Genomic DNA, 21,822 nt, shown 5'->3' on the forward strand with positions numbered 1-21,822 from the left:
AGGGCCGGGCGCGGCGTCCTCGCCGACCCCCGGTGGCCTCGCCGGATCGGTCGCGACCGCGCGGGCGACGGTCCGGCTGCGCCGCCGGAGGGCTAGCCGGCGAGGGGTGTCCGGGGCGGTCGCAGCCCCACCCGTTCCCCTCGTCCGGCGAGTTCGGCGAGGACGAGCGTGAGGCGTTCCTCGTGGCGGGGCCCGATCCGGCCGGTGTCGTCGAGGTGTACGGCGCAGGCGGTCGTCGTGTCGACGAGGCGTTCGAGGAGGCCGGCCACCTCGTCCGCGCCCTCGGCGTGCCGGGCGAGGGCGGGCAGTTCGTGCGCGGCGAGGGAGATGGCCGAGCGGGCCTCGGCCAGGGCGCGGTAGGCCTCGCGGCGCAGGGTCCAGCGGGTGGCGCGGTGGCCGGAAGGGGTGCCGGAGTTCCCGATGCGCGGGGCGTCGGCCTCGTCGAGCACGTGCGTGAGATAGGCGTACGCCGCGTCGCTCGCCGCCGCGAGCCGGGCGCGCACTGTGCCGCCCCGCCCTCCGGGCATCGGCAGGTGCCCGGTGATCAGCACGATCGCGCAGGCCAGCAGCGTCTCGCCGATCCGCCCGAAGGAGGCCTGGGGCTCGCCGCCGACCATGAGGAGCGCGAGGACCAGGACGGTGACGACGGCGGTCTGGGCGGCGAAGTGCCGGGTCGCGACGGGTATGAGCGCCCCGCTGAGGGCGACGAGCGCGACGAGGCCTTCCGGGTGGGGCAGGACGGCGGCGAGCCCGGCGAAGAGCAGCGCTCCGAGGACGGTCCCGGCGGCCCGGTTGAGCACGCGCGAGACGAGCGGCCCGAGGTCGGGCTTGACCAGGAACACGGCGGTGGCGGGCAGCCAGTACCAGTGCCGGTGCTGCCCGTACCACTGGCTCTGGTGCAGGGCCTGGGCGACCGCCGAGCTGGCGCCGAAGCAGAGGGCGACGCGGAGCCCGTACTCGCGTCCGGCGGTGCCGAAGGCGGCGCGCAACCGGTCCCCGGCGCCCCGCCGCCGGGTGTGCAGATCCCGGCTCCGGCCCTGGTCGAACACCTCGGCGGCGTGCAGCAGGGCGTCGTCGAGGGCGCGCAGGGCCGGTGCCGAACGGGACGGCGCGGGCAGCGGCCCGGTGTGGGTGTTGCCCCGTACGGCCGCGGCGAGCCGCCGGGGCCCCTCGGAGGCCCGCCCGGGGACGGCCTCCTCGGCCCAGGCGAGGGCGGTGGCCGCCTCGGCGAGGGGCAGGACCGCGGCGTACTGCGCGTGCAGCCGCCGCTCGGTGGAGGAGGAGGCGTACCTGCGCAGCCGGGGTCCGGCGAGGGCGTCCTGGGCGTGGTCGAGGGCGGCGGTCAGCGCGGCCCGGCGGCGGATGGCCTGCGGCCCGCCGACGGCGTCGAGCAGCTCGGCGACGGCCTCGTACACGCCGGCCACGGCATCCCGCTCCCCATCGAACCGGAAGTCACCGGCGAGGGAACCGGGCGTGGGCAGCGCGAGCCGCAGGACGAGCAGCCAGCCCGCCCCGGCGAGAAAGGCGAGCGCCCGCTGCCACCCCGGTTCCGGCAGGGGCATCCCGGCGCCGATCGCCGCGCCGACGAGCAACTGCGTGCCGACGGCGGAGGCGACGGGCCCGACGGCGCTCATCCCACCGGCGACGAGCCCGACGGCTGTGAGCACCAAGGTGAGCACGACCGCTCCGGTGCTCTGCCCGGTGTACGTCCCGGCCACGAGCCCCGCCGCACCGCCCAGGGCGGGCACTCCGATCCGCTTGACGGAGACGCGCCGGCTGCCGGGCCGGTCGTTGATCCCGGCGAGCATGGCGGCGACTGCGGCGACGACGCCGAGGGTGGTGAGTCCGGTCTGTACGGCCACGAGCAGCAGGGGCCCGGCGGACAGGGCTCCCCGCGTCACCGCGCTCCAGGGCACCGGCCCCCGCTGGGCGTGCAGGGCGTGCGCGAGCCAGGGCGGAAGGCGGGGGGCGATACGGCGGGACACGTGGCTCCTGTCGTCTCGACGAGGGCAGAGGTGAGCCTTCGGGCGACGGTGGCCGGGGCGGGGTGTGGCTGTCCACGGTAGGCGGGGTTCCTGGAGCACAGGTTTCCGGAACGTGTCGAACGGCCCCGGACCGGCGTTCTTTATGTACGCAATCAGGAACCGGGCTGCGCGCAGTCAGAAACCGGGATGCGCGCTATCAGGAACCGGGGCGATCGAGAACTCGGCCGCGCGGACAGCTCACCGTCGACGGCGTCGCCATCCGTCCGGACACCGTCCGGCCGGCCCACGTCCGGTTCACCCGGCGGTGACGGCTGCCACGGCCCGCGTGAGGAGCGTCTCCACGTCGGTGACGGCCCGGGCGAGCGCGGCCGGACCGTCCGTCAGGTCGCGTACCACCGTGTCCACGTCCGCCAATCCCGCCCGCGCCACCAGCCCCTTGTCGTTGGTGACCCACTCCCCGCGCGCCGCCAGCACCGCGTGCGCGGTCTGAGTCGCGGCCAGGGCGATCGCCCCGGCGACCTGGGTGACGGCGTTCTTCGGGGCGTGGCCCGCCTTGGCGTAGGCGAGGGTGGCCGCGGCGATGCCGTGCCAGTGCGCCGGGGCGCTCTCGCGCAGGGCCGGCGGATAGCCGTCCGGGCGCGGCAGTTCGCCCCGCAGCACCTTGTTGATCGTGAGTTCGGCGACCAGCAGGTAGGTCGGGATGCCCGCCAGGTGGAACATGAGGAGCTCGACGCGGAAGCGGCCCGCCTCCGCTTCGGCCAGCTCGTGCTCGACCACGTCCAGATCGCGGTAGTGGACGTCCACGCGGCGGCCCTCGATCGTCAGCCAGGCCCCTCCGTTGAAGACGCCGCCGCCCCACGCGCCGATCTCGCAGACCTCGCCCTCCCAGCCGACCGCGCGCAGATCGGCCGGGTCGAAACCACCCCGGTAGTAGACCGCCAGGTCCCAGTCGCTGTCGGGCCGTTCGGTGCCCTGGGCCCGGGAGCCGCCGAGGGTGACGGCCTCGACGGCGGGGAGCAGGGCGAGGCGGTCTGCGACGGCGTCGAGGAAGGCGGGCACGGTGCGGCTCCCGGGCGGAACGGACGGTGAGGGCCCGGGCAGCGTAAGGGGACGGCTCGACCGCCGTGAAACGAAATACGGATGCGTCCGCGCGCCGGGCCTCGCATGATCGGTGGGTTGCCCTGTCGCCGCCCGCAGATCGGAGACCTCACGTGATCCGCCGCGTCACCGTCCCGAGCCTCTTCCCGCCGCCTACCTACGCGCACGCGTCCGTCGTCGAAGCCGGTACCAGGCTGGCCTTCCTCGCCGGGTCGGTGCCGCTGGACGCCGGTGGCGAGCTGGTCGGCCCCGGGGATCCGGTCCGGCAGGCCGAGCAGGTGATCGCCAACCTGGAGGAACAGCTCAGGGCCGTGGGAAGCGGTCTGGCCCACGTCGTGGCGACCGAGGTGTACGTCGTGAGCGACGAGCCCGCCGCGCTGTCCGCCGTCTGGAGTGTGGTGGAGGCGTCCGGTCTGAGTACGGGTCCGCACTCGTCGACGCTGATCGGCGTGGCGTGTCTCGGGTACACGGGACAGCTGGTGGAGATTACGGCGACAGCCGTCGTACCCGAGGGGTCCTCCGCCGAGGAGTCTTCCGCCGAGGGGTCGCCCGTCTGAGGAGAGTCCATGCTGATCGAGCACCGCGGGCGGCGTCCCGTCGTCCCCGAGTCCGCGTACGTCGCCCCTACGGCCGTCCTGTGCGGGGCCGTCGTCCTCGGTGAACGCAGCCGCGTGCTGCACGGCGCCGTGCTCACGGCGGAGGACGGGGAGGTCCGGGTCGGGTCGGACGTCGTCGTCATGGAGAACGCGCTGGTGCGGGGGCGGTCCGCGCACCCGGCGGTGATCGGGGACGCGGTGCTCGTCGGCCCGCACGCCCATGTCAACGGGGCGACCCTGGAGGACGAGGTCTTCGTGGCCACCGGCGCCTGCGTCTTCCCGGGCGCCGTGGCGGGCGCCGGCTCGGAGCTGCGCATCCACAGCGTGCTGCACGTCAACTCCGTGCTGACGCCCGGCACCGTCCTGCCCATCGGCTGGATCGCGGCGGGCGCTCCCCGGGCCCGGCTCTTCGCCCCCGGGGAGCATGACGAACTCTGGCAGATCCAGGAGGCACTGGACTTCCCGGGGACGGTGTACGGCATCCCGCGCGGCACGCCGATGCGGGAGGTGATGGCCCGGCAGACACAGCTCTACGGGGCCCATCACGACGACGTCACCCTCGACGGCCCGGCCTGAGCTACCGCCGTTCGGGCCTGGCCCACACCCGTCGTTTGGGGAGCGGCTCGGCATAGCTCCCCACCCGGCTCGTTCTCAGCCCCAACGCCACCAGCGACTCGGCCAGTTTGACCGCCGCGGCCACCCCGTCGACGACCGGCAGGCCCAGCTTCTCCCCGACGACCCGTTGCAGGCCGGTCATGCCTGCGCAGCCCAGCACTAGGACCTCAGCACCGGCGGCGCGGGCGCGTTCGGCGGCGGCCAGGAACGCCGTCTCGGTCCGTTCCTCGTCGCCGAGGTCGAGCACGTTCAGGCCCGTGCCGACGATCGCGGCGCAGTTCCGGGCCACGCCCGCCGTCTCCAGGCTGTCCTCGATCTGGCCGCGCGAGCGCTCCAGCGTGGTCACCACTCCGTAGCGGCGGCCCAGCAGGCAGGCCAGATGCGCGGCGGCCTCGGTGATGTCGACGACCGGCGCGTCGACCAGTTCCCGTACGCCCTCCCTCCCGTGCTCCCCGAATCCGGCCATGACCACGGCGTCGTACGGCGGCCCGTCGTAGGTCCGCAGCGTGTCCAGGACGGCCGCGGCGGACAGGTAGCTGTCGAGCCAGCCCTCCGCGGACGCCGGCCCCCAGGCCGGAGTCAGTCCGGTGACGGTGGTGCCCGGGCCTGCGGCGGCCCGGGCGCCTCGTACGATCTCCTCGGTCATCTCCTGCGTGGTGTTGCAGTTGGTGACGACGATCCGCACGTCTCTCAGACCTCCGCGGTGGCGCGCTCGGGACGGCACAGGGCCGCGTACAGGCCGGCGGCGAGCGCCGTGCCGATGAACCAGGAGTACGGGGCGACGTCGCTGAAGGTCTTCACCAGCGCGAGCACCGCCGCGACACCGGCCGCCGGCAGGAACGCCCACAGCGCCTTGGGGTTGAAGCCCTTGCGGTAGTGGTAGCGGGCGCCGGGAGAGGCGTCGAACAGTTCGTCCACGTTCACGCGGCCGCGCTTGACCCAGTAGTAGTCGACCATGATCACGCCGAACAGGGGGCCGAGGAAGGCACCGAGGCCGCCGAGGAAGTAGTTGACGACGGTCGGGTTGGAGAAGAGGTTCCAGGGGGTGACGAGCAGCGCCGCGACGGTGCTGATCATGCCGCCGATCTTGAAGGTGATCTTCTGCGGCCAGACGTTGGCGAGGTCGTACGCCGGCGAGACGAAGTTGGCGACGATGTTGACGCCCATGGTGGCGATGGCGAAGGTCAGCGCGCCCACCACCAGCACCCAGGTGTTGCCGATCTCGGCGACCAGGTAGGCGGGGTCGGTGATCTCCTTGCCGAAGACCTCGAACGCGCCCGCGGTGACGATGACGGAGACGATCGCGAAGGCCGTGGAGTTGATGGGAAGGCCCCAGAAGTTTCCGCGCCTGACCGACTTGTAGTCGGGGGCGAAGCGGGAGAAGTCGCAGAAGTTGAGCATCAGGGTGCCGTACGTGGCGAGGACCAGGCCGATCGCGCCGAACCACTGGCGCCACTGCTCGCCGATGGAGACCGGGTGCGGGGTGGAGGTCAGCGAGATCGTCCAGTCGGCCTTGTAGAGGATCCACCCGGCCAGCGCGATCATCACGAGCCAGATCGCCGGGCCGCAGAAGTCCTGGAACTTGCGGACCGATTCCATGCCCCGGCTGATGATCGCCGCCTGGACCAGCCACAGGGCGATGAAGGAGACCCAGCCGAGCGCGTCCAGGCCCAGGAACGAGGTGTGCGTCCACGACTCCAGGCCGGGCCAGGCGGCCAGCAGCATCACGTTGACGGCGACGGAGGCGAGGTAGGTCTGGATGCCGTACCACATGATGGCGATCACGGCCCTGATCAGCGCCGGGATGTTGGCCCCCCAGATGCCGAAGGCGATCCGGCTGACCACCGGGAAGGGCACGCCGTGGCGCTGGCCGATCTTCCCCATCCAGTTCATGCCGATGTAGATGATCACGAATCCGACGAGCAGGGACGTGAAGATCTGCCAGACGTTCATGCCGAGGAAGAGCAGTCCGGCGGCGAACGTGTAGTTGCCGAGGTTGTGGACGTCGGACATCCACATGGCGAACAGGTCGAAGACCTTCCAGTTGCGCTTCTTGGCGGGCGCGAGGTCTTCGTTGGTGAGCCTGGGATCGGGGACGAACGCTGGGGTGCCGGTGGACGCGGCACGGTCGGCGAGGGACACGGGGCCTCCAGAGCAAGGGGACGACGGAGGACTGCTCTACAGGACTGCGGCGGCAGCCCTGCGAGGTGTTTGGTATACCAAACTGCGGTCATGGTCCCCTCGTCAACCGTTCTGACCGATGTCGCTCTCGTTAACGCTCCGTAAAAGACACCTCGCGTCGACGAAGATGGGCTGCATGACGAAGATCGAACCCCTCGGAGCGGTACGCGAACGCGTCACGGCCGATCTGCGCCAGGAGATCATCGCGGGCAGCCTCCGCCCTGGGGACCGCCTGGTCGAACGCGAACTGGCGGAGCGTTTCGGTGTGTCACGCGTGCCGGTCCGGGAGGCGATCCGGGCCCTCGTGGCAGAGGGTTTCGTCCATTTCGAGACACCCCGCCGCACGGTAGTACGCCGCCTCACCCCGACCGACGTCAAGGAACTGTTCGAACTGCGAGAAGCCCTGGAGGTCTACGCCGCCGGACTCGCCGCGTCCCGCGCGACGCCGGAGGATCTCGCCGAGGTCGAGGAGCTCGTCGACCGGGCCGCCGCCGCCACCGAGGCCGGGGACGCCGAGGCGATCACCGACGTCAACAGCCGGCTGCACGACCGCATCATGGCGATGGCCGGCAACAGCTTGCTGACCGAGGCCCTGGAACCGGTCGCCGGGCGGCTGCGCTGGATGACCCGGCGCAACGAGGAGTGGCCCCAGCTCCTCGTGGAGCACCGCGAGCTGTACGAGGCGATCGCCTCGGGCGACCCGGACCGGGCCCGCGCGCACGCGCTGACCCACGTGCGGACCAACTACCGCTCCACGGTCCGCCACCTGTTCGGCGAGGATGCGGCGCCCTAGGCGTGTCGCCTGTCTCCGACCTCCCCGGACAGCACACCTAGCCGCTTCCGGTGGCCAGGCCCGCCGCCTGCCCGGCCGTCCGCAGGACGTCACGCAGCATGGTGGGCGTGAGCCGGCCGGTGAAGGTGTTGCGCTGGCTGACGTGGTAGCAGCCGTAGAGCTCCAGGCCGTCGAGGCGGACGTGGGCGCCGTGCGCGAAGGCGGGGCGCGGCCGGGGCACGGGCCAGCCGGCCTCGGCGAACGCGGGCAGCGCGGCCTTCCACCCGAAGGCGCCGAGCACGATCACCGCCCGCAGGGTCGGGCGCAGCAGCCGCAGTTCCTGCACGAGCCAGGGACGGCAGGTGTCCCGCTCCTCGGGGGTGGGTTTGTTGGCGGGCGGAGCGCAGTGCACGGGCGCGGTGACGCGCACGCCGTACAGCTCCAGGCCGTCATGGGCGTGCTCGGCGGTCGGCTGGGATGCGAGGCCCACGTCGTACAGCGCCTCGTAGAGGACGTCCCCCGAGCGGTCACCGGTGAACATCCGGCCGGTGCGATTGCCCCCGTGGGCGGCGGGGGCGAGCCCGACGATCAGGAGGCGGGCATCCGCGGGCCCGAAACCGGGGACCGGCCGTGCCCAGTACGTCCAGTCCGCGAAGGCCGCTCGCTTGGCACGGGCCGTCTCCTCGCGCCAGGAGACCAGCCGCGGGCAGGCCCGGCAGTCCGTGATGCGCCGGTCGAGGAGGGGAAGACCGCTGGCGTCCATCATTCCACCGTAGGCGCAGGTGACGTCACCGTCGCCACGGGGGCGAGATCCACGGGAGTGGTCCGGTCCCGCCCCTCCCTTGGGCTCAGACGCCGGTGACCCGCACCGCCCGCTCATCGCTGCGGGACCGCCAGAGCAGGGCCCCGGACAGCAGTACGGCACTCGTCAGCAGCCAGGGCAGGGGGCCCGGGTTCAGCGCCCCGACGGCCAGGCCCGTGAGTGCGCCGACCAGTTGCTGGGCGAGGGACTGGACGGACAGGGCGGTGGCGCGGCCCGCGCCGGCGACCCTGCGGTGCAGCAGGTCGTTCTCGTTCGGGGCCGCCGCGCCAAGACCGAGGTAGAGCAGGCCGAAGCCGACGACCGCGAGGGCCGTGGCCGCCGGGTGCACGGAGGACGCGGTGACCCCGAGCAGCAGCAGGCCGCCCGCACCGGCCGCGAGACTGACCAGCACGGCCCGTTCACCGCTGCCCGCCACCCGGGCGGTGAGCGGCGCGAGGTGGCTGCCGACGCCTGAGCAGACGAAGCCCGCACAGGACAGGGCGGCGTAGACCATCGCTCCGGAGCCGGTCGCGCCGGTCAGTGCGGCGGTGCGGCCCGGCACGAGCAGTTCGATCGCGGCCAGGGCGCTGCCGGCCGCCGCGGCGCCGAGGAGGACCCGGCGCACCACCGTGTCCCGGCCGCCCAGCCGGAGTCCGTCGAGCACCGTGACGGGGACGCCGCGCAGCACGGAACGCAGGGTCGCCGGCGGTCGCGGGGGCTCCCGCAGAGCGGCCAGCACATAGGCGACGAAGACGATCCGCAGCGCGGCTCCCAGCAGCAGCGGGACGGACAAGGGCAGCACCGCCCCGGAGGTCGCCTCGCTCAGCCGGGCACCGAGGCCGGGTCCCAGACCGAGCAGCCACGGCAGGGCGCCGCCGAGCAGAATGCCGGCCGCGAGCGCGGCGGACGACGCGGTGCCGCCCCGGGCCAGGCCCGTGCGCAGCTCGGCGTTCGGGCCGGAGCACGCCTGGACGGTGTCGACGTACCAGGCCTCGGCGGTACCACTGGCCAGGGCACGGGCCGCGCCCATGAGGATCACGCCCGCCGTGAGCAGCCAGGCGGTGGTGCCGACGCCGATCAACAGGAAGGCGACCACGTTGAGCCCACCGGCCGCGGCCAGGACCGGCCGGCGGCCGAGGACGTCCGAGAGCCCTCCTGTGGGCAACTCCAGCGCGGCCACGGTCAGCGAGTGCGCGGCGAACAGCCCGGCGATCGCGGCGAGGGACATGCCGCGCTCGCTGAACAGCAGGACCATCGTGGCCATGCCCAGGCCCGGCGGCAGCCAGAGGAGCGCGCAGAGGGTGACGTACCGACGCCGAGCGACCCGCTCTTGCTCCCCGGGCGACCCGGCCATGAGCCGCGTCACGGCTTGAGATCCCCGGGATCGACGGCAGGGGCTTCCGGGGCTTCCGGGGCTTCCGGGGCTTCCGGGGCTTCCGGGGCTTCCGGGGCTTCCGGGGCTTCCGGGGCTTCCGGGGCTTCCGGGGCTTCCGGGGCTTCCGGGGCTTCCGGGGCAGGATCGTGGGGTGCGGGGTCGTCGGGTGCGGGGGCGTCGGGGGCGAGGCCGGCAGGTTCGTGCGGCGCGACCGGCAACCCCGCGGTGAGGAGCACGACGTTTTCGGCGCGTGGGTCATCCGCGTCCCGGGCGGTCAGCTCCTCCAGCTTCGCGGCGACCGTGTCGAAGAGCTCGGTGAGCGACTCGGCCGTCAGCCGGGGCATGAGGTCGGTGATGCCCGACGGCTCCACCCACTCCTCGCCGAGCCGCCCGGCGGCCATGTCCGCCTCGTACCGGGCCAGGGACCTCTCCAGGTGCTCGATCTGCCGTCGCCGCGACAGGCCGACGAAGGCCCGGCCCGCCGCGGTGGACTCCATCGTCTCGTTGCTCCAGGACGTGACGGTGTGCAGCGCCCGCCAACGCCGCTCCCTCCCGTCGCGGTGCTCGGCCTCGGCGATGAACGCGTATTTCGCCAGCACCCGCAGGTGGTAGCTCGCCGACGCCGACGACTCCCCCATCCGTGCGGCCAGCTCACTCGCCGTGGCGGGCCCGTCCTGCCGCAGCAGCCCGAGCAACTGGATGCGCAGGGGGTGGGTGAGGGCCTTCAGGGCGGCGGTGTCGTGCTCGGGATCGAGTACGCGCTTGTGCTCGTCGCTGTCCATGCCGGGAGAGTAGGCCGCCCGGCCTATTAGCAAAAGAGTTTTTGCAAAACTATTTTGGCAGAGTTGGCCGAGAGGCCGATACTCCGCCCGGCAGGGCGACTCGGAGGACTAAGGTCGGGACATGGCTTCTCAAGGTGCGCAGTACGAGGGGACGGACGGGACCACGGACGGGACCACAGGCGGGACCGACAAGTCGGCACTCGAGTCCCCGGACGCGGCACCCCAGTCCCCCGAGGCCACGGGCGGCTCCGGGAACGGCGACGCGATGTCCTCGGATCCGACATCCGTGGATCCGAAATCCCCGGATCCGAAGCCCGTGGATCCGAAGGTCGCCGCCGCGATCGCCGCCGCCGAGGCCGCGGGCCCGCAGGGCGCCTCGAGCGTGCGCGTCGACAGCTGGATCTGGTCCGTGCGCCTCGTCAAGACCCGCTCCATGGGCGCCACCGCCTGCCGGGGCGGCCACGTGCGCGTCAACGGCGAGCGCGTGAAGCCCGCACACGGCGTCCGCGTCGGTGACGAGGTGCGTCTGCGGCACGAGGGCCGGGAGCGGGTCGTCGTCGTCACACGGCTGATCCGCAAGCGGGTCGGGCCTCCCGTGGCCACCCAGTGCTACATCGACAACTCCCCGCCGCCCCCGCCCCGCGAGGCCGTCGCCCCCGCCGGCGTCCGCGACCGCGGCGCCGGCCGTCCGACGAAGCGCGACCGCCGCGAGATGGAGCGCCTGCGCGGAGTGACCGGGCCGGGCAGCGTGTCCGGCCCCGGCCCCGTTCCCGGCAAGGGCTTCGGCAACGCCCCGGGCAAACCGAGGCCCTGAGCAGGCCGAGGAACCCACATCACCCGCGGACCGGCGTCCGGGGACCGGGGTCCCGCCCTCGATCCGCGCACCGGCGTCCGGGGACCGAGGTCCCGCCCTCGATCCGCGCACCGGCGTCCGGGGACCGGGGCCCCGCCCTCGCCCCCGCTCCGGACACTGCCGGAGTCTCGGAGGGCCCCCGGTCGCACCCGGTCGTACCCCGTCACGCCCGTCGCCGCAGCAGCCGCAGCAGATCCGCGTTGTACCCCCGCCGCGCCCAGGCTATGAGGACAAGCGGCACCATCAGGATCAGGGGCGTCGCCGCGTACTGCCCGTCGAAGACCGCTACCTGCACGACGAACGCTCCCACCATCAGCGCGCTCAGCGCCATCGCCGCCAGCGACTGGAGCACCGGGATCAACAGGGCGATCGCGCCGGCCAGTTCGAGCGCGCCGATGGTGTACATCCCCGCGCTGCCCCAGCCGAGCCGCTCGAACGACTCGGCAGCCGACGGGTGCCCGATCAGCTTGGGGAGCGCGCTCGCAATGGCGTAGAAGAGCGCGAGCAGCACCTGAAGCGCGCGCAACGCGATGCGAGCACGCCGTCCGCGAGCGGTAGCGGACTCGGCGATGACGACGCCGGCCGGGGTGCGGTCGCCGGTGGCGGTGGAGGTGGCGGTTGTCTCGGACATGGAGATCTCCTGGGGGAAGCGGTCCGTGCTGGTGTCGGAGAGGTAGACCGGTCCGAGCCCTTGAACTCATCGCCGCCGGGGGGGACTTCGAGCAGACTGTCGCGCCGGGCCGCCTAGACCGCCACCGCCCGCACCCATATCCGGTCCTCCGTCAGGTAGCGGTCCACCCGCAGGCCCGCCTCCGCCAGGGCCCCCTCGAACTGCTCCTTGGTCAGCGGCCGCGCCCGGAACGTCTGGGTCCAGACCGCGTCCGGGAACTCGTACTCCGCGCGGACCGAGTTGACCCCGTCGCCGAGCGGCTCCGTGGACGCGATCCGTACGGTGAAGCCGCTGGGGTCCTTGCGCTCGCGCGGCACGTTGTCGTGGTAGTCCTCGCCCTCCCGCTGGATCAACACGCAGCCGCCTTCCGCGACATGGCGCACGCAGGTGCGCAGCAGACCCCGCCGCACCTCGACGTCCCCCGCGTGCACGAGGAAGGACGCGAGCAGCACCACGTCGAACGTCTCCCCCAGGTCCAGGTCCTCGATCGGGCTGCAGATCGTCCGCGCGCCGCGCACGCGCTCCAGCATCGGTGCGGATTCGTCCACCGCCGTGACCGTGAAACCGCGCTCCAGCAGTGCGTGGGTCATGCGGCCCACCCCGCTGCCGAGCTCCAGGATGCGCGCGCCCCGGCGAACCGCGGCGGCGATGATCTCCGGCTCGTCCCCGACGGGCAGGCGTGAGTAGAGCTCCACCGCGCAGCCGTCCGGGGTGATGGCCCCGGGCCCCGTCCCCTCGTACCCCTCACGCATTTTCATCTCCATGCCCGTCCAACGGACCGCATCCGCACACCCGTTCCAGCAACGGCCTTCTTCACCCGTCCGAGTGAACGAGACGGTGGGGGCGAGGAGTTGAGGCACATCGCTCGTGTCGGGTTCAGCCCGGCCGCCGTCCCCGCCCTCGGGCAGTGCGTCGGCGTCCGGCAGCATGCGCGGCTCCCCGGTCGGCCTTGGTGATCCCTCGCCACGAGGAGTACGTTGCAAGCAGGAGTGGTGATCGACGATGCGTACCGGCAGTGAACCGCGGACCGCGCGCAGTGCCCTGCGGGCGCGCTTCTGGCTGAGCCTGTGGGGGCTGATCTGGGCGCTCTTCGGGACGGTGGCGTTCGCGATCGCCGGGCGGAACGGCTGGGCCATCGCCTGCGGTGTGCTGCTGCTGGTCGTCACGATCGATCTGGCCGTCGTCCTGCGGCACATCCGCCAGGGCCCGCACTACCAGCCGGGCCGCGACATCCCGCCCTACCGGCCGCCGGACGAACGCCCCTGAGGCGGGCGGGGGCGGCCAGTCACGAGTCGAAGCGGGCGGCCTTCAGGAACTCCGGGTTCGGATCCAGCGCGGCCGCCAGGCGGAAATGGCGCCTCGCCTGGTCGGGACGGCCCTGGCGCTCGTAGGTGCGGGCGAGCGCGAAGTGCGCGAACGCGTTGTCCGGCTCCCGCTCCAGGACGATCTGGAACTCGAGCTCCGCGGGCCTGAGCTGCGCCGCCGCGAAGAAGGCCCGCGCCCGCAGCAGCCGGGCCGCGGTGTTCTCGGGGTGCGTGGCGATGACGCCGTCGAGCAGCTTCACCGCGCCCCTCGGGTCCCGGGCCGCGAGCAGTTGCTCGGCGGCACGGAAGTCGATGACGTGCGTCTCCGGGGTACGTCCGGTGGAACCGCTGGTCTCGGGCACGGCAGAGTCCTTCCCTCACTGCAGGGGTTCAACGCCCCCACGCGGTACCGCTATTCCGAGGGAGACGGCCGGGACGCCTGTGACCTGCGCACCAGCTCGGCCCACACGTCCTTCACGCGCTGCTCCAGCTCCTCCAGCGGGACGTCGTTGTCGATGACGATGTCCGCGATCTCCCGGCGCTGCTCGCGCGTCGCCTGGGCGGCCATCCGTGCCCGGGCGTCCTCCTCGGTCATGCCGCGCAGCCGTACGAGCCGGTCGAGCTGGGTCTCGGGGGCGGCGTCGACGACGATCACCAGGTCGTACAGCGGCGCCAGGCCGTTCTCCGTGAGGAGCGGGACGTCGTGGAGCACGACCGCGTCCTCGGCGGCGGCCTCCTCCAGTTCGCGGGAGCGGGCGCCCACCAGGGGGTGCACGATCGCGTTGAGGGTGGCGCGCTTCTCCGCGTCGGAGAAGACGATGGCGCCGAGACGGGGCCGGTCCAGGCTGCCGTCGGCGGCGAGGATCTCCTCCCCGAAGGCCTCGACGACCGAGGCGAGCCCCGGCGTCCCCGGTGCGACGACCTCCCGCGCGATGCGGTCCGCGTCGATCAGCACGGCCCCGCACGCGACGAGCAGCCGTGACACCTCACTCTTGCCGGCACCGATGCCCCCGGTCAGGCCCACCTTCAGCATGTCCCGCAGCTTAGGCCCTGCCACTGACAGGGCCCTCGCCCGGGCCGGGTGACGGGATCAGTTGTCGCCTTCGCGTTCCGCCAGGAACTTCTCGAACTCCTGGCCGATCTCGTCCGCCGACGGGATGTCCACCGGCTCGGCGAGCATGTTGCCCCGGGTCTCGGCGCCCGCGACGGCGTCGTACTGGTGCTCCAGGCCCTCGATGAGCGCGCTGAGGTCCTCGTCGCCCTCGCGGATCTGCCGGTCGATCTCCGTCTGGGTGCGGTGGGCGTCCGAGCGCAGGGCGTGGGCGATGCCGGGCAGGACCAGTCCGGTCGCCGCCGTGATGGCCTCCAGGACCGTGAGGGCCGCGTCCGGGTACGGGGAGCGGGCGATGTAGTGCGGGACGTGGGCGGCGACGCCCAGGACGTCGTGCCCCGCCTGGAGCAGGCGGTACTCGACGAGGGACTCGGCGCTGCCGGGCACCTGCGCCTCCTCGAACGGGCTGGGGTGGCCCGGGACGAGGTCGGTGCGGTTGCCGTGCGGGGTGAGGCCCACGGGCCGGGTGTGCGGGACGCCCATGGGGATGCCGTGGAAGTTCACGGAGAGCCGTACGCCGAGCCGCTCGACGATCTGCTTCACGGCGGCGGCGAAGCGCTCCCACTCCACGTCCGGCTCGGGGCCCGACAGCAGCAGGAAGGGCGCGCCGGTGGCGTCCTGCACGAGCCGCACCTCGAGGGCGGGGTCCTCGTAGTCGGTCCAGCGGTCGCGCTTGAAGGTCAGCAGCGGGCGGCGGGCGCGGTAGTCCACGAGCCGGTCGTGGTCGAAGCGGGCGACGACCTGGTGGGGCAGGGAGTCGAGCACCCGGTCGACGATCTGGTCGCCCGTCTCGCCGGCGTCGATGTATCCGTCGAAGTGGTAGAGCATGACAAGTCCGGCCGACTCCTGGGCGAGCGCCATGTCGACGACGGCCAGCCCCTTCGGCTCCCAGGCGTACAAACCCTGCGGATCAAGCACAGTGACCGCTCCTCCTCGTGTTCACACTCCACAACGCCGTTGCGGGCGCGGCCATTCCCGCAGGAGGAGATTCATGATCTTGGCAGCGGGGGCAAGGCCCCTTGGGGGCGGGGAACTGCGCGACAAGCCCCCACCGGCCGGCAGCCGACCGATCACCCGGCAAGCGCTGAGGGCCCGCACCTCGAAAGGTGCGGGCCCTCAGTCAGGAACAGCTACTGCTCAGTGGGCGTTCAGCTCTGCCCACCGGCCAGCTTCTCGCGCAGCGCGGCAAGCGCCTCGTCCGAGGCCAGCGCGCCGGAGTTGTCCGGGCCCTCGGAGGAGTACGAACCGCCACCGGACGCGGCCGGAGCGGCAGCCTCGCCACCCTCGGCAGCGGCCTTCTCGTCCGCCTCGCGGGACTTGATGACCTGCGCCTGGTGCTGCTCGAAGCGCTGCTGCGCCTCGGCGTACTGGGTCTCCCACGCCTCGCGCTGGGTCTCGTAGCCCTCGAGCCAGTCGTTGGTCTCGGGGTCGAAGCCCTCGGGGTAGATGTAGTTGCCCTGGTCGTCGTAGGACGCGGCCATGCCGTACAGGGTCGGGTCGAACTCGACCGAGGCCGGGTCGGCACCGAAGGACTCGTTGGCCTGCTTCAGCGAGAGGCTGATGCGACGGCGCTCGAGGTCGATGTCGATGACCTTGACGAAGATCTCGTCGTTGACCTGGACGACCTGCTCCGGGATCTCCACGTGGCGCTCGGCCAGCTCGGAGATGTGGACCAGACCCTCGATGCCCTCGTCCACGCGGACGAACGCACCGAACGGAACCAGCTTCGTGACCTTGCCGGGCACGACCTGGCCGATCTGGTGGGTGCGGGCGAACTGCTGCCACGGGTCTTCCTGGGTCGCCTTCAGCGACAGGGAGACACGCTCGCGGTCCATGTCGACGTCGAGGACCTCGACGGTGACTTCCTGGCCGACCTCGACAACCTCGGACGGGTGGTCGATGTGCTTCCAGGAGAGCTCGGAGACGTGGACCAGACCGTCGACGCCACCCAGGTCCACGAAGGCACCGAAGTTGACGATCGAGGAGACGACGCCGGAACGGACCTGACCCTTCTGGAGGGTCGTGAGGAACGTCTGGCGGACCTCGGACTGGGTCTGCTCCAGCCAGGCACGGCGGGACAGGACCACGTTGTTGCGGTTCTTGTCCAGCTCGATGATCTTGGCCTCGAGCTCCTTGCCCACGTAGGGCTGGAGGTCGCGGACGCGGCGCATCTCGACCAGGGAGGCCGGGAGGAAGCCACGGAGGCCGATGTCGAGGATGAGACCACCCTTGACGACCTCGATGACGGTACCGGTGACGATCCCGTCCTCTTCCTTGATCTTCTCGATGGTGCCCCAGGCACGCTCGTACTGGGCGCGCTTCTTCGAGAGGATCAGGCGGCCTTCCTTGTCCTCCTTCTGGAGAACAAGGGCCTCGATCTCGTCACCGACGGCGACGACCTCGTTCGGGTCGACGTCGTGCTTGATCGAGAGCTCGCGGCTCGGGATCACACCTTCGGTCTTGTAACCGATGTCGAGCAGGACCTCGTCCCGGTCGACCTTCACGATGACGCCGTCGACGATGTCGCCGTCGTTGAAGTACTTGATCGTCTCGTCGATCGCGGCGAGGAAGGCTTCCTCGTTACCGATGTCGTTGACCGCTACCTGCGGGGTGGTGGCGGTGGTCTCGGTGCTGCTCGTCATGTGGGAAAGGGCTCCGGTACGGACATTGAAGTCGTAGGTACTGCTACGCCGGGAGCCCGTTTCGCTCTGCAGAAGCCGGACAGCCAAGGAAGCGCCACTCAAGAACGGTGACGCCTCGACAACCGAGGGGACATACATACAGATGCGAGCGCAGCCTGCTACGTCTGAGGTGCGCAGGCCCGCAGCGCAACTTGTAGCATACGGGGGCAGCCGGGCAGGGTCAATGCGCGAAGCCGCCCACGCGGGGCGGATCGCCGCATAACCGGCACAAGTCCTGTCGTTCGAGGCCACACAGGCCGAACGACGCCCCCTTTTGTGCCACCGCCGGGGCCGGCTGGACGGAAGAGTACGACGAGGGAGCCGATCATCCAAGAGTCCGAAGCGTCCGAACCCGAGGCCACCCGGCGCGATGCCGATGTCACGGAAAGCTCCCGGGCCAATCGTGGCTGGTGGGACCGCAACGCGGACGAGTACCAGGTCGAGCACGGCACGTTCCTCGGCGACGACCGCTTCGTGTGGGGCCCCGAGGGACTGGACGAGGTGGAGTCCGAGCTGCTCGGCCCGCCGGAAGAGCTGAAGGGCCGTGACGTCCTGGAGATCGGGGCCGGCGCCGCCCAGTGCTCGCGCTGGCTGACCGCCCAGGGTGCGCGCCCGGTCGCCCTGGACATCTCGCACCGGCAGCTGCAGCACGCGCTGCGCATCGGCGGTTCCTTCCCCCTGGTGTGCGCCGACGCCGGCGCGCTCCCCTTCGCGGACGGCTCCTTCGACCTGGCCTGCTCGGCGTACGGGGCGCTGCCCTTCGTCGCCGATCCGCGCCTGGTCCTGCGCGAGGTGCGCCGGGTGCTGCGGCCCGGGGGCCGTCTCGTCTTCTCGGTGACGCATCCGATCCGCTGGGCCTTCCCGGACGAGCCGGGGCCGGAGGGGCTGTCGGTGTCGGGCTCGTACTTCGACCGCACTCCCTATGTCGAGCAGGACGACGAGGGCCGGGCGGTCTACGTCGAGCACCACCGCACGCTGGGCGACCGCGTCCGCGACGTCGTCGCGTCGGGCTTCCGCCTCGTCGACCTGGTGGAGCCGGAGTGGCCGGCGTGGAACACCTCCGAGTGGGGCGGCTGGTCCCCGCTGCGCGGGAACCTGATCCCGGGTACGGCGATCTTCGTGTGCGAGCGGGACTGACGCACGCGCGCGTGGGACCGCGTCCCGGGCGTACGACACTGAATGCGTGATCCATTACGACGCCCTGGAGTCCCTGCCCGTACGCGGTGCCCTGCCCGCCCTGGACGACGCCCTGGAGGGGCACGGCACCGCCGTCCTCGTGGCGCCGCCCGGCACCGGCAAGACGACCCTGGTGCCGCTCGCGCTGGCGGGGCTGCTCGGGGAGGGGACCGGGCGGCGCGTGATCGTGGCCGAGCCGCGGCGGATCGCGGCCCGGGCCGCGGCGCGGCGGATGGCGTGGCTGCTGGGCGAGAAGCCCGGCGAGAGCGTCGGCTACACCGTGCGCGGGGAACGGGTCGTCGGGCGGCACACGCGCGTGGAGGTCGTCACGACCGGTGTGCTGGTGCAGCGGCTGCAACGCGACCAGGAGCTGTCCGGTGCCGACGTGGTGGTGCTCGACGAGTGCCACGAGCGGCACCTGGACGCGGACACGGCGGCGGCGTTCCTGTGGGACGTGCGCCAGACCCTGCGTCCGGAGCTGCGGCTGGTGGCCGCCTCGGCGACGACCGACGCGCAGGGGTGGGCGCGGCTGCTGGGCGGGGCGCCGGTGGTCGAGGCGCGCGGCACGGCCCATCCGGTGGAGGTCGTGTGGGCGCCGCCGGTGCGGCCCGTACGCCCGCCGCACGGGATGCGGGTCGATCCGGCCCTGCTGACCCATGCGGCGTCCGTGGTGCGGCGGGCGCTGGCCGAGCGGGACGGGGACGTGCTGTGTTTCCTGCCGGGCGTGGGCGAGATCGCCCGGGTCGCGGGGCAGCTCGGCGGACTCGGTGACGTCGAGGTGCTCCAGGTGCACGGGCGGGCACCGGCGGCGGTGCAGGACGCGGTGCTGGCCCCCGGGGAGCGGCGGCGGGTCGTGCTGGCCACGTCCGTCGCGGAGTCGTCACTGACCGTGCCCGGGGTGCGGGTGGTCGTGGACGCCGGGCTGGCGCGTGAGCCGCGGGTGGACCACGCGCGCGGGCTGAGCGCGCTGACGACGGTACGGGCCTCCCGGGCGGCCGGGCGGCAGCGGGCGGGGCGGGCCGGGCGTGAGGCGCCGGGGGCGGTGTACCGCTGCTGGGCGGAGGCCGAGGACACGCGGCTGCCGCGGTATCCGTCGCCGGAGATCAAGGTGGCCGACCTGACGGCGTTCGCGTTGCAGGTGGCGTGCTGGGGGGATCCGGACGCGTCCGGACTGGCGCTGCTGGACGGGCCGCCGAGCGGGGCCATGGCGGCGGCGCGGGAGGTCCTGACGGCGGTGGGGGCGGTGGACTCCGCGGGGCGCGCCACCGAGCGGGGTGTCGCCCTGTCCCGGCTGGGACTGCATCCCCGGCTGGGGCGGGCGCTGCTGGACGGGTCCGGCATGGTCGGGGCGGAGCGGGCCGCCGAGGTCATCGCGCTGCTCAGCGAGGAGGCTCCGCGGGAGTACGGGGACGATCTGTCGGGCGCGTTGCGTCGTGCTCAGCGTGGGGGTGACGCCTACGCGTCGCGGTGGCGCAGTGAGGTGCGGCGGCTGCGGGCCGTCGTGTCCGGTGTGCCGTACAAGGCCGCGGTTGAGGCCGAGACGCCGGCGGGCCTCTCCGAGGAGCAGCAGGTGGGGCTCATCGCCGCTCTCGCCTTTCCCGAGCGGGTGGCGAAGGTGGACGGCGGGTCGTATCTCATGGCCTCGGGAACCCGTGCCGAGGTCGGCGCCGGCAGCGCGCTGCACGGTTCCCCCTGGATCGCCGTCGCCATGGCCGACCGGCCCGTCGGCAGGGGGCACGCGCGCGTGCAGCTCGGGGCGGTCGTCGACGAGGAGACGGCCCGGGTCGCGGCGGGGGCGCTGCGTGAGGAGCGGGACGAGGTCCGCTGGGACGGCGGGGACGTCGTGGCGCGGCGGGTGGAGCGGCTGGGTGCTGTCGAGGTGGCGGTGCGGGGGCTCAAGGACGCCGGTCCCGGGCTCGTGCGCGAGGCGTTGCTCGACGGGCTGCGGCGGGAGGGGTTCGGGCTGTTGCGGTGGTCGGCGGAGGCCGATGCGCTGCGGCAGCGGCTCGCCTTCCTGCGGCTGCACCTCGGTGCGCCCTGGCCGGACGTGTCCGACGAGGCGCTGCACGCGCGCGTGGAGGAGTGGCTGGAGCCCGAGCTCGGCCGGGCGCGGCGGCGGGCCGATCTGGCGCGGATCGATGCCGGGCAGGCGCTCGCCCGGCTGCTGCCCTGGGCCTCCGGGGAGGCGGGGCGGCTCGACGAGCTGGCCCCGGAGCGGCTGACCGTGCCGAGCGGGTCGGGGATCCGGATCGACTACTCCCGTCCCGAGCAGCCCGTGCTGGCGGTGAAGCTGCAGGAGATGTTCGGGCTGCACGAGTCGCCCCGGGTCGCCGGGGTGCCGCTGCTCGCGCACCTGCTGTCCCCGGCCGGGCGGCCGGCCGCCGTCACCGCCGACCTCGCGTCGTTCTGGCGGGACGGCTACAAGGGCGTGCGGGCGGAGCTGCGGGGGCGGTATCCGAAGCATCCCTGGCCCGAGGACCCGGCGGCGGCCGAGCCGACCCGGCACACCAACGCGCGGCTCAGGCGCTGACCGACGGCACTTCCTCGGCCGCCGAGGGGGCCTCTCGCGAGGGGCGGCGGCCGCGGGCCTCCAGGTACAGCGCGAGGGCGAGCAGGAGGACGCCGAGGGTCAGGAAGCCCCACGGCAGGTAGGACGTCAGCAGCGCGATGAGCAGGCGCTGGGACGTCACCAGGTCGACGGTGTGCGTGATGTAGTCCTCGCGCATCTTCACGTGGCCGGCGAACGCCGTCACCTTGTCGCGGTCGCCGAGGAGGGTGCCGCCGCGCAGTTCCTCCTTGTGGATCTCCTCGCCGTACACGGGGGCCCCTGTGAGGGGTTCGACCCAGAATTTGCGGACGGTGGTGTACCAGCGGGTCGTGCCGGTCCGTTCCACCGCCTCGGGGGTGAGGCCCTCGACGGGCAGGGTCTTCGGGATCTTCACCTCGGTCCAGGGGATGGTCTGCTCGAAGTAGTAGACCTCCAGGCCGCGGAGGTCCTGGGTGCCCTTGTAGGTGATGGGCGCGGTGATGCGGGCCTGGGCGTCGAAGTACTCGTAGTCCCGTTTGCCGGTCAGGAAGGGCCATTTGAACTCGATGCCCTGGCGGCGCACCGGGTCGCCGTCGACCATCTCGCCGGTGGCGTGGACGGGTTCCTGGGTGTGGGCGTCGAAGATGTAGCGCTCGGGGATCCGGGAGACCATCCTGCCGTCGGGCCCGACGACGTAGGACAGGCCGTCCCAGACGACGACGTCCCGGCCGGCCGACTCCTCGATCCGCTCGGAGGCCTCCACGTCGCCCTTGAGGGTCTGGACGATGGTGACCTTGGAGACCTTCTTGGCCTTCATCGTGCCGTAGTCGAGGAGGGTGGCGTCCTTCGCCTCCAGCACCATGTGCTGGTACTGGTTCGCGGGGACCTTGGCGAGGCGGGGGAAGGCGTACCAGCGCAGCAGCGGGGACAGGGCCGCGAAGAACACGGCGAGGGCGAGCAGGACCAGGCCGGCCTTGCGGCGCATCTCGGCCTCCCTCCCGGGCGGGGCGGTCAGGGGTGTGCGGGCACGGTCGTCAGCAGCGGCTCCGGAGATGTCCCGCCCGAGGGGGAGCCGAGGGCGGTCACCGTCAGGACCAGGGCGAACGCGGCGGCGAGACCGGTGGCGGCGGCGATGAGAGCGCGCATACGGAGCCTCCCCACGGATCATGACGGCCAGAACTGATACACCGTCAGGTTGTTCGGCACCGTAGCAACGCGCGGCGGAGATGAGAACACGTTGCACACACAACGACGCCCCTCCTTACAAGAGGGGCGTCGTCTGTCGTACCTGAGA

22 protein-coding genes are annotated in these 21,822 nt (G+C 72.6%); 7 read left to right on the top strand and 15 right to left on the bottom strand.

Annotated elements, in window-relative coordinates; all coding sequences use genetic code 11:
- Nucleotides 1–92 precede the first annotated feature (92 nt).
- Both IGS69_RS07865 and IGS69_RS07870 read right to left on the bottom strand, forming a co-directional pair.
- The gene (locus IGS69_RS07865; RefSeq protein ID WP_190897965.1) at nucleotides 93–1,985 is read right to left on the bottom strand and encodes an FUSC family protein; all 1,893 of its coding nucleotides are present in this window, start codon (nucleotides 1,983–1,985) and stop codon (nucleotides 93–95) included.
- Nucleotides 1,986–2,279: 294 nt separating this feature from the next.
- On the bottom strand, nucleotides 2,280–3,044 hold the full coding sequence (locus IGS69_RS07870) for a nucleotidyltransferase domain-containing protein (protein ID WP_190897966.1): 765 nt from the start codon (nucleotides 3,042–3,044) through the stop codon (nucleotides 2,280–2,282).
- Nucleotides 3,045–3,196: 152 nt separating this feature from the next.
- Between IGS69_RS07870 and IGS69_RS07875 the strand changes: the two genes are divergently transcribed.
- Together IGS69_RS07875 and IGS69_RS07880 are read left to right on the top strand one after the other, a co-directional pair.
- Nucleotides 3,197–3,640, top strand: coding sequence for a RidA family protein (locus IGS69_RS07875; RefSeq protein WP_190897967.1), 444 nt, complete (start codon nucleotides 3,197–3,199; stop codon nucleotides 3,638–3,640).
- Nucleotides 3,641–3,649: 9 nt separating this feature from the next.
- Complete coding sequence (locus IGS69_RS07880; RefSeq protein WP_190897968.1) at nucleotides 3,650–4,255, top strand: gamma carbonic anhydrase family protein; 606 nt, start codon at nucleotides 3,650–3,652, stop codon at nucleotides 4,253–4,255.
- Between the two features lies 1 nt (nucleotide 4,256).
- Here the strand turns inward: IGS69_RS07880 and IGS69_RS07885 are convergent, their stop codons facing one another.
- Nucleotides 4,257–4,979: an aspartate/glutamate racemase family protein gene (locus IGS69_RS07885; protein ID WP_190897969.1), complete on the bottom strand. Its 723-nt coding sequence runs from the start codon at nucleotides 4,977–4,979 to the stop codon at nucleotides 4,257–4,259.
- Nucleotides 4,980–4,984: 5 nt separating this feature from the next.
- Complete coding sequence (locus tag IGS69_RS07890) at nucleotides 4,985–6,436, bottom strand: NCS1 family nucleobase:cation symporter-1 (protein ID WP_190897971.1); 1,452 nt, start codon at nucleotides 6,434–6,436, stop codon at nucleotides 4,985–4,987.
- 175 nt (nucleotides 6,437–6,611) lie between these two features.
- On the opposite strand from IGS69_RS07890, the gene IGS69_RS07895 reads away from it, so the two are divergent.
- Nucleotides 6,612–7,268, top strand: a complete 657-nt coding sequence (locus IGS69_RS07895) for a GntR family transcriptional regulator (protein ID WP_190897972.1) — start codon at nucleotides 6,612–6,614, stop codon at nucleotides 7,266–7,268.
- 37 nt (nucleotides 7,269–7,305) lie between these two features.
- On the opposite strand, the gene IGS69_RS07900 is transcribed toward IGS69_RS07895, so the two are convergent.
- The 3 genes from IGS69_RS07900 to IGS69_RS07910 form a co-directional block, all read right to left on the bottom strand.
- The gene (locus IGS69_RS07900; RefSeq protein ID WP_190897973.1) at nucleotides 7,306–8,010 is read right to left on the bottom strand and encodes a uracil-DNA glycosylase; all 705 of its coding nucleotides are present in this window, start codon (nucleotides 8,008–8,010) and stop codon (nucleotides 7,306–7,308) included.
- Between the two features lie 85 nt (nucleotides 8,011–8,095).
- A complete protein-coding gene (locus IGS69_RS07905; protein ID WP_190904410.1) occupies nucleotides 8,096–9,403 on the bottom strand; it encodes an MFS transporter in 1,308 nt (435 codons plus the stop codon).
- Between the two features lie 8 nt (nucleotides 9,404–9,411).
- Nucleotides 9,412–10,206: a helix-turn-helix domain-containing protein gene (locus IGS69_RS07910; RefSeq protein ID WP_190897974.1), complete on the bottom strand. Its 795-nt coding sequence runs from the start codon at nucleotides 10,204–10,206 to the stop codon at nucleotides 9,412–9,414.
- A gap of 265 nt (nucleotides 10,207–10,471) precedes the next feature.
- Between IGS69_RS07910 and IGS69_RS07915 the strand changes: the two genes are divergently transcribed.
- Nucleotides 10,472–11,020 (top strand): RNA-binding S4 domain-containing protein, encoded by a 549-nt coding sequence (locus IGS69_RS07915; protein WP_190904411.1) that lies wholly within the window; start codon nucleotides 10,472–10,474, stop codon nucleotides 11,018–11,020.
- A gap of 202 nt (nucleotides 11,021–11,222) precedes the next feature.
- Here the strand turns inward: IGS69_RS07915 and IGS69_RS07920 are convergent, their stop codons facing one another.
- Both IGS69_RS07920 and IGS69_RS07925 read right to left on the bottom strand, forming a co-directional pair.
- Complete coding sequence (locus tag IGS69_RS07920; RefSeq protein ID WP_190897975.1) at nucleotides 11,223–11,690, bottom strand: DoxX family protein; 468 nt, start codon at nucleotides 11,688–11,690, stop codon at nucleotides 11,223–11,225.
- A 113-nt stretch (nucleotides 11,691–11,803) separates the two neighbouring features.
- Nucleotides 11,804–12,493, bottom strand: coding sequence for a class I SAM-dependent methyltransferase (locus tag IGS69_RS07925; RefSeq protein ID WP_190897976.1), 690 nt, complete (start codon nucleotides 12,491–12,493; stop codon nucleotides 11,804–11,806).
- 238 nt (nucleotides 12,494–12,731) lie between these two features.
- On the opposite strand from IGS69_RS07925, the gene IGS69_RS07930 reads away from it, so the two are divergent.
- Nucleotides 12,732–12,995, top strand: a complete 264-nt coding sequence (locus IGS69_RS07930; protein ID WP_190897977.1) for a DUF6343 family protein — start codon at nucleotides 12,732–12,734, stop codon at nucleotides 12,993–12,995.
- Nucleotides 12,996–13,014: 19 nt separating this feature from the next.
- Here IGS69_RS07930 and IGS69_RS07935 read toward each other — a convergent pair whose 3' ends face one another.
- The 4 genes from IGS69_RS07935 to rpsA form a co-directional block, all read right to left on the bottom strand.
- Nucleotides 13,015–13,395 (bottom strand): tetratricopeptide repeat protein, encoded by a 381-nt coding sequence (locus IGS69_RS07935; protein WP_031105981.1) that lies wholly within the window; start codon nucleotides 13,393–13,395, stop codon nucleotides 13,015–13,017.
- Between the two features lie 50 nt (nucleotides 13,396–13,445).
- Entirely contained in the window at nucleotides 13,446–14,066 is a 621-nt protein-coding gene (gene coaE / locus IGS69_RS07940; RefSeq protein WP_190897978.1) for a dephospho-CoA kinase, read from the bottom strand.
- 57 nt (nucleotides 14,067–14,123) lie between these two features.
- Nucleotides 14,124–15,062 (bottom strand): PAC2 family protein, encoded by a 939-nt coding sequence (locus tag IGS69_RS07945; RefSeq protein ID WP_190897979.1) that lies wholly within the window; start codon nucleotides 15,060–15,062, stop codon nucleotides 14,124–14,126.
- Between the two features lie 230 nt (nucleotides 15,063–15,292).
- Nucleotides 15,293–16,786 carry a 30S ribosomal protein S1 gene (rpsA, locus tag IGS69_RS07950; protein ID WP_033310631.1) on the bottom strand — a complete coding sequence of 498 codons (1,494 nt, stop codon included), beginning with the start codon at nucleotides 16,784–16,786 and terminating at the stop codon, nucleotides 15,293–15,295.
- 315 nt (nucleotides 16,787–17,101) lie between these two features.
- Here rpsA and IGS69_RS07955 point away from each other — a divergent pair, with 315 nt between their 5' ends.
- On the top strand, nucleotides 17,102–17,962 hold the full coding sequence (locus tag IGS69_RS07955) for a class I SAM-dependent methyltransferase (protein WP_190897980.1): 861 nt from the start codon (nucleotides 17,102–17,104) through the stop codon (nucleotides 17,960–17,962).
- A 46-nt stretch (nucleotides 17,963–18,008) separates the two neighbouring features.
- Nucleotides 18,009–20,531, top strand: coding sequence for an ATP-dependent helicase HrpB (hrpB, locus tag IGS69_RS07960; protein WP_190897981.1), 2,523 nt, complete (start codon nucleotides 18,009–18,011; stop codon nucleotides 20,529–20,531).
- On the opposite strand, the gene IGS69_RS07965 is transcribed toward hrpB, so the two are convergent.
- Both IGS69_RS07965 and IGS69_RS07970 read right to left on the bottom strand, forming a co-directional pair.
- Nucleotides 20,521–21,513: a DUF3068 domain-containing protein gene (locus tag IGS69_RS07965; RefSeq protein WP_190897982.1), complete on the bottom strand. Its 993-nt coding sequence runs from the start codon at nucleotides 21,511–21,513 to the stop codon at nucleotides 20,521–20,523. The genes hrpB and IGS69_RS07965 overlap by 11 nt on opposite strands.
- 26 nt (nucleotides 21,514–21,539) lie before the next feature.
- Nucleotides 21,540–21,674 carry an SPW_0924 family protein gene (locus IGS69_RS07970; RefSeq protein ID WP_190897984.1) on the bottom strand — a complete coding sequence of 45 codons (135 nt, stop codon included), beginning with the start codon at nucleotides 21,672–21,674 and terminating at the stop codon, nucleotides 21,540–21,542.
- Nucleotides 21,675–21,822 lie beyond the last annotated feature (148 nt).

The sequence above is a fragment of the Streptomyces tuirus genome, assembly GCF_014701095.1.
Lineage (GTDB): Bacteria > Actinomycetota > Actinomycetes > Streptomycetales > Streptomycetaceae > Streptomyces > Streptomyces tuirus.